The 2,941-nt window shown below is 58.4% G+C and carries 3 protein-coding genes; 2 read left to right on the top strand and 1 reads right to left on the bottom strand.

Annotated features, from left to right (window positions below; all coding sequences use genetic code 11):
• Positions 1–66 precede the first annotated feature (66 nt).
• Positions 67–741, bottom strand: coding sequence for a histidine phosphatase family protein (locus tag ACW9JC_RS29755; RefSeq protein ID WP_416129214.1), 675 nt, complete (start codon positions 739–741; stop codon positions 67–69).
• 367 nt (positions 742–1,108) lie between these two features.
• Here ACW9JC_RS29755 and ACW9JC_RS29750 point away from each other — a divergent pair, with 367 nt between their 5' ends.
• Positions 1,109–1,819 (top strand): glutathione binding-like protein, encoded by a 711-nt coding sequence (locus tag ACW9JC_RS29750; protein WP_448108655.1) that lies wholly within the window; start codon positions 1,109–1,111, stop codon positions 1,817–1,819.
• Positions 1,820–1,891: 72 nt separating this feature from the next.
• Entirely contained in the window at positions 1,892–2,866 is a 975-nt protein-coding gene (gene hemB / locus ACW9JC_RS29745) for a porphobilinogen synthase (RefSeq protein ID WP_457459513.1), read from the top strand.
• The last annotated feature ends 75 nt before the right edge of the window (positions 2,867–2,941 follow it).

Genomic DNA, 2,941 nt, shown 5'->3' with positions numbered 1-2,941 from the left:
TGATTGAACACAGAACCTGTGGGAGCGGGCTTGCCCGCGATGAGGCCCGCCCAGACACTGCAAAACTCAAGTCGGGCAAGTCTCCTGCCCATTATCCAGCCCCTGCTTGTAGACATGGCTTTGCAGGCTGGCCTTGCCGTTGTGCCAGGTCAACGTCAGCACATACAGCGAGTCAAAGTCGCTGGACTCCCAGTCCTCGGTGATCTTCTGCTTCTTGCCGACAGCTTCCCCGGCGACCTTGTTGATCAGTTCCGGCAGATAGCCGTGGGACCAAGCGGTGTAGATCACCGAGTTGTGGTACTTGTCGTGGAGCAGTTCATCGGCCAGGTCGCTGGTGTCGTTGGCCGAATATTTGATGTTCACCGGCAGGCCGAGCTTGATCGCGCTGGGGCTGATGGTCATCAATGGGCGGATGTAGCTGTAGGAATTGTCCAGCTCACCTTCCTCGACGTTGCGCGTCGGGTTGGCGGCAAACACGTAGTTGGCCTTGCCGAATTTTTCCGGAAGCAAGGTCGCCAGATCGATTGCGCGGTTCAGGCCCTGGCAGTTGAGCTGGCCCAGACCACCCTCGGGTTTTTCGGCGTGGCGCAGGAACACCAGCGTCTGAGTGCCGTCCGCCGTTTGGGCGCGGCTTTCGCGGGACTCAAGCAACATGAACAACGCGCTGGCCGCCAGCAGGGCGGGCAGGAATATATAGGCGCGATGTTTGAAGCGATTGGCGAGTTTCAGAAAATTCTTCATGGAAAAAAGGGTTCTTCAGCGTATTGGGTTAAGGCTGACAAACCTTTACACCGCGACTTTTCCTGAGTCGGGTGTTTTCCATGTCGTGGAGCCGGTCCGTTTCAAATGGGCAGTGCTCAGAGTCCTCTGAAGCCCATTGGTTCGATTCCGGCCGAGAGCGCAGCAATCTACCGGTAACCTTCAACGAGTTGCAGCGAAGGTTATCGACAGGATGTTGCGGATTTATGGACACCCTACACTGAAGGCCTGAAAGCACACTGTGATCTGCATCGATCTCGACCATCAGCGTTATTGATGGCGCTAACGGTCTCAATCCGCGTGATCTCCATTATCATCGGCATTCTCAATTTTCTCGTGGATCCAACCCATGACCGATTTGTCTGCGTTCCCCATCACTCAAAAATGGCCGGCCCAGTATCCGGAGTGGATTCAGCTGTACTCCTTGCCGACCCCGAACGGCGTCAAGGTCTCGATCATGCTCGAAGAGATCGGCCTGCCTTATGAGCCGCATCGCGTTGGCTTCGACACCAACGACCAGATGTCCCCGGAATTCCTGTCGTTGAACCCCAACAACAAGATCCCGGCCATCCTCGATCCTCACGGCCCGGATGGTCAGCCGTTGCCGTTGTTCGAGTCCGGGGCGATCCTGATTTACCTGGCCGACAAGAGCGGGCAACTGCTGGCCCAGGAAGGCGCGACTCGCTACGAAACCATCCAGTGGCTGATGTTCCAGATGGGCGGGATCGGTCCGATGTTCGGCCAGCTCGGTTTCTTCAACAAGTTCGCCGGCAAGGACTACGAAGACAAGCGTCCGCGTGACCGTTATGTCGAGGAAAGCCGACGCCTGCTCAGCGTCCTCGATAAGCGTCTGGAAGGACGTGACTGGATCATGGGCGAGCGCTACACCATCGCCGATATCGCGACGTTCCCGTGGATCCGCAACCTGATCGGCTTCTATGAGGCCGGTGATCTGGTTGGCATCCAGAATTTCCCGAACGTCACCCGCGTACTCGAGAAATTCCTGGCGCGGCCGGCGGTGAAGCGTGGGCTGGAAATCCCGAAACCCATCACCAACTGATACACCGCAAACCCTGTGGGAGCGAGCAAGCTCGCTCCCACACATATTGTCCCCCGATTTTCAGGATTGCCCATGTCCAGCCAGTTCCCCGAAGCACGTCCACGCCGTCTGCGCCGCAATGCGAGCCTGCGCAGTCTGTTCCAGGAAACCGAATTCAGCCTGAACGACCTGGTGCTGCCGATTTTCGTCGAAGAAGAAATCGATGACTTCGTGCCGATCAAAAGCATGCCGGGTGTGATGCGTATTCCCGAGTCGAAACTGGCCGGCGAGATCGAGCGTTATGCCCGCGCCGGGATCAAGTCCGTGATGACGTTCGGTGTGTCCCATCATCTGGACGGCAATGGCAGCGATACCTGGCGCGAGGATGGTCTGGTTTCACGCATGTCGCGCATCGCCAAGGATGCGGTGCCGGACATGATCGTCATGTCCGACACCTGTTTCTGTGAGTACACCGATCACGGCCATTGCGGCGTGCTGCACAACCATGAAGTCGACAACGACCAGACCCTGATCAACCTCGGCAAACAAGCGGTGGCGGCAGCCAGCGCCGGGGCTGATGTGATTGCACCTTCGGCGGCCATGGACGGGCAGGTCCAGGCGATTCGCCGGGCACTCGATCAGGCCGGGTTTACCCAGACGGCGATCATGGCCTACTCGACCAAATTCGCTTCGGCCCTTTATGGCCCGTTCCGCGAAGCTGGCGGCAGCGCACTCAAGGGTGATCGCAAAAGCTATCAGATGAACCCGATGAACCGCCGCGAGGCGGTGCGCGAATCGCTGCTGGACGAACAGGAAGGCGCCGATGCGCTGATGGTCAAACCGGCAGGTGCATACCTGGACATCATCCGCGACATCCGCGAAGCCTCGCGTTTGCCGCTGTCGGCTTATCAGGTCAGCGGCGAGTACGCGATGATCAAGTTCGCCGCGCAAGCTGGCGCCATCGATGAAGACCGTGTGGTGCGCGAGAGCCTCGGGGCAATCAAGCGGGCCGGGGCGGATTTGATTTTCACCTACTTTGCGATGGATCTGGCGTTGGCGGGGATCTGACTAACACTGCAAAACCCTGTGGGAGCGGGCTTGCCCGCGATAGCGGTATGTCAGACACATAGATGCTGGATGTGC

The organism is Pseudomonas sp. SDO5591_S426 (assembly GCF_054070755.1).
Note: the sequence above shows the minus strand (reverse complement) of the source record. Positions and strands in the feature narration are given on the sequence as shown.